The 3,109-nt window shown below is 32.7% G+C and carries 4 protein-coding genes; 1 reads left to right on the top strand and 3 read right to left on the bottom strand.

Features of this window, described 5'->3' with window-relative positions; all coding sequences use genetic code 11:
• Window positions 1-17: 17 nt before the first annotated feature.
• Window positions 18-998, bottom strand: coding sequence for an aldo/keto reductase (locus ACR0QS_RS12365; protein ID WP_432633756.1), 981 nt, complete (start codon window positions 996-998; stop codon window positions 18-20).
• 239 nt (window positions 999-1,237) lie between these two features.
• Between ACR0QS_RS12365 and ACR0QS_RS12360 the strand changes: the two genes are divergently transcribed.
• Window positions 1,238-2,137, top strand: a complete 900-nt coding sequence (locus tag ACR0QS_RS12360) for a LysR family transcriptional regulator (protein WP_432633755.1) — start codon at window positions 1,238-1,240, stop codon at window positions 2,135-2,137.
• Window positions 2,138-2,160: 23 nt separating this feature from the next.
• On the opposite strand, the gene ACR0QS_RS12355 is transcribed toward ACR0QS_RS12360, so the two are convergent.
• Together ACR0QS_RS12355 and ACR0QS_RS12350 are read right to left on the bottom strand one after the other, a co-directional pair.
• Window positions 2,161-2,283 carry an ankyrin repeat domain-containing protein gene (locus ACR0QS_RS12355; protein ID WP_432633757.1) on the bottom strand — a complete coding sequence of 41 codons (123 nt, stop codon included), beginning with the start codon at window positions 2,281-2,283 and terminating at the stop codon, window positions 2,161-2,163.
• Between the two features lie 7 nt (window positions 2,284-2,290).
• A complete protein-coding gene (locus ACR0QS_RS12350) occupies window positions 2,291-3,064 on the bottom strand; it encodes a PhzF family phenazine biosynthesis protein (RefSeq protein WP_432633754.1) in 774 nt (257 codons plus the stop codon).
• Window positions 3,065-3,109 lie beyond the last annotated feature (45 nt).

Genomic DNA, 3,109 nt, shown 5'->3' with positions numbered 1-3,109 from the left:
TTTAAATTCCCAAAATCTTATTTCTTCAAAAAACTATTTTCTCTGCTCGAATATCTTTCTCCAATATTAGGATACTTATTTAAAATATTGTCTATCTGCTTAAAATCTTCTTCCGTTATTTTTAAGTCGACTGATTTTATATTTTCTTCCAAATATTTTATTTTTTTAGTTCCTGGAATTGGAATTATATTATCGCCTCTTGCAATTACCCAAGCGATAGCGAGAGCGGATGCGGTAGTATTTTTACTCTTCGCGTATTCTTCAAACTCTTCGGCAAAATGCATATTATTTTCCAAATGTTCTCCCTGATATCTTGGCAAACGAATTCTAAAATCGCTTTGAGGAACGGTTTTAATGTCGAATTTATTTGTTATTATTCCTCGTCCCAACGGAGCGAAAGGAATAAAAGATATTTCAAGTTCTTTCGTTAGCGGAATAATTTCTTTTTCATGTTCTCGCATCATTATCGAATATTCGCTTTGAAGCGCGGTAATCGTATGAATTGAATTCGCTTTTTTCAAATCTTCAGCCGAACATTCGCTTAAACCTATATATTTTATTTTTCCTTCTTTAACCAAATCGGACATCGCGCCAATAGTTTCTTCAACGGGAATGTTTTTATCGAGTCTATGAACATAATATAAATCTATAATATCCGTTTTTAATCTTTTCAAACTATTTTCAACCGCGGTTTTAAGCCATTTCGGAGAAGCGTCCAAATAATTTTCGCCTTTATCGTTTACTCTAAAACCGAATTTTGTCGCTATAATTACTTTGTCTCTATAACGCGTTAAAACTTTTGAAATCAATTCTTCGTTTAATCCGTTTCCATATATGTCGGCGGTGTCGAAAAAATTAATTCCAAGTTCTATCGCTTTTTCAAAAACGGCAAGACTTTCTTTGTCGTCAGGCGTTCCGTAAGAAGCGCTCATTCCCATGCAACCCAAACCGATTGCCGAAACTTCAACATTTGTTTTTCCTAATTTTTTGTATAACATTTTGTTTCTCCTTTGCCATAAGGCATTTTTAATTTATTTTTTTATTTTGTATTACTATTATAACATTGGAGTCGACTCCAGAGTCAATATAAAAATATGATTTCATTTAAAAAAATTAATTATTTATTGATTTAAATTTTAAAATATTAAATGATTTGTAGCAAATACTTTTGTTTTATAACTAATTATGCTTGAAAAGTATTACTATCTATGATATTATAATCATAAAAAGGATATAGATGGAATTCAGAGCTTTAAAATATTTCTTAATAGCAGCAAGAGAAGGAAGCATAACCAAAGCGGCTAATCGTCTCGGATTAACTCAGCCAAATCTATCAAGACAAATAAATATGCTTGAAAGAGATATTGGCAAAAAACTTTTTAATCGAAGCAATTATAAAATCGAATTGACAAGCGATGGCGTTTTACTCAAAAAGAGAGCGGAAGAAATAATGGATATGGTTGATAAAACGAGAGAGGATTTCAAATCGAGCGACAAAATAATTGCAGGCGATATTTATATAGGAGCGGCGGAAACCGAAGCGATAAGTTCGATAGCGAAAATAATAAAAGATATACGAAAAGATTTTCCAAATATAATATATCATATTAATAGCGGAAATTACGGAGATATAACCGAAAAATTAGATAAAGGATTAATAGATTTCGGAATTCTAATAGAACCCGCTGATTTGTCTTTATACGATTATGTCGATATTCCGACTAACGAGGTTTGGGGAATACTTGCAAGACAGGATTCTAAAATCGCCAAAAAGAAATTTATTGAAAAAAAAGATTTGATTAATTTGCCAATGATTATTCCAACGACTATCGCAAAAAATAAATCTCATAATAATCAATTTTTGAAATGGTTCAATGACGATATAGAAAAATTGAATATAGTTCTTACTAAAAATCTCGTTTATAATTCTATCTTTATGGTTAAAGAAGGACTAGGATATTCTCTTACGATTAATAATATAAATACAGAAAATATTTGTTTTATTCCTCTTAAGCCGAAAGTCAAACCGCGAATGAATATAGTGTGGAAAAAGAATCAAGTATTTTCTCCTGCAAGCAAAATATTTTTGGATAGGATTTATAATAGTTTTTCTGCAAAAGCTGATAGTCCAAAATAAAGTAATCCAAAATTAATAGAATTTTATTTTGCTTCAGCTTTTCTCAATACTTCTTTTATCCCTTCAGTTCTTGCATAGTTCAAAGCGGTATTCTCGTTTTTATCTTTAATGTTAATATCCGCTCCGTTTTCTACTAAATATTTAATCTAGAATTTATAGACATAATTCTCCGATAGAGTATAAAGCGGCTTTCCCCTTAATAACGACTCTGTCATCACGCAATTCACATAATAGTTCGCCTCCTCTTTCAGACGCTTGATATGCGCGAATTATTTTTTTCCCCAATCGTTCTCCCCAATACGGAGCAATCATGCAATGAGCCGAACCCGTTACTGGGTCTTCATTTACTTTCAATCTTGGCGCAAAAAATCGCGATACGCAGTCATAATTACTACCCGCAGATGTCACGGCAACGCCATGTTCATGCAATAAAGCTACCTTTTCAAAATCGGGCTTCATATTACGGATAATTTGTTCGTTTTCGTAAACAAGCAATAGCCTGTCATCAATATACGCTTTCAACGGCACCGTGCCAAAAGCTTCCGCCATTAAACTTGTTATTTCTATTTCACGACAGCGAAGCATAGGAAAATCCATCGCTATATAATCTCCATCTTTCCCGATAAGCAAATCTCCGCTTAACGAATGAAACACCAAATTATTCTTATCCGTTTCATAATAATGAAATAGAACATACGATGTGGCAAGCGTAGCATGTCCGCACAGTTTCACCTCGCCGCCAGGAGTAAACCATCTAATCTCGTAGCCGTCATTTGTCTTGACAGTAAAAGCCGTCTCGGAAAAATTATTCTCTCTTGCAATATTTATCATTAACTCATCCGTTAGCCATGCATCCATTACGCATATTGCGGCTTGATTTCCATGAAATATCCGTTCTGAAAATGCATCTACTATAAACTGTTTCATTTTTTCTCCTTGAATTAAGATTTATATTTAATAAAAATATTATAT

The organism is Brachyspira sp. (assembly GCF_050873525.1).
Lineage (GTDB): Bacteria > Spirochaetota > Brachyspiria > Brachyspirales > Brachyspiraceae > Brachyspira.
The sequence above is the reverse complement of the archived record's forward strand: the minus strand, read 5'-3'. Positions and strand labels throughout refer to the sequence as shown.

Excerpts from the sequence above, each read along its gene's own strand:
- ACR0QS_RS12365 (WP_432633756.1), bottom strand. The coding sequence starts at position 998 with ATGTTATACAAAAAATTAGGAAAAACAAATGTTGAAGTTTCGGCAATC.
- ACR0QS_RS12360 (WP_432633755.1), top strand. The coding sequence starts at position 1,238 with ATGGAATTCAGAGCTTTAAAATATTTCTTAATAGCAGCAAGAGAAGGA.
- ACR0QS_RS12350 (WP_432633754.1), bottom strand. The coding sequence starts at position 3,064 with ATGAAACAGTTTATAGTAGATGCATTTTCAGAACGGATATTTCATGGA.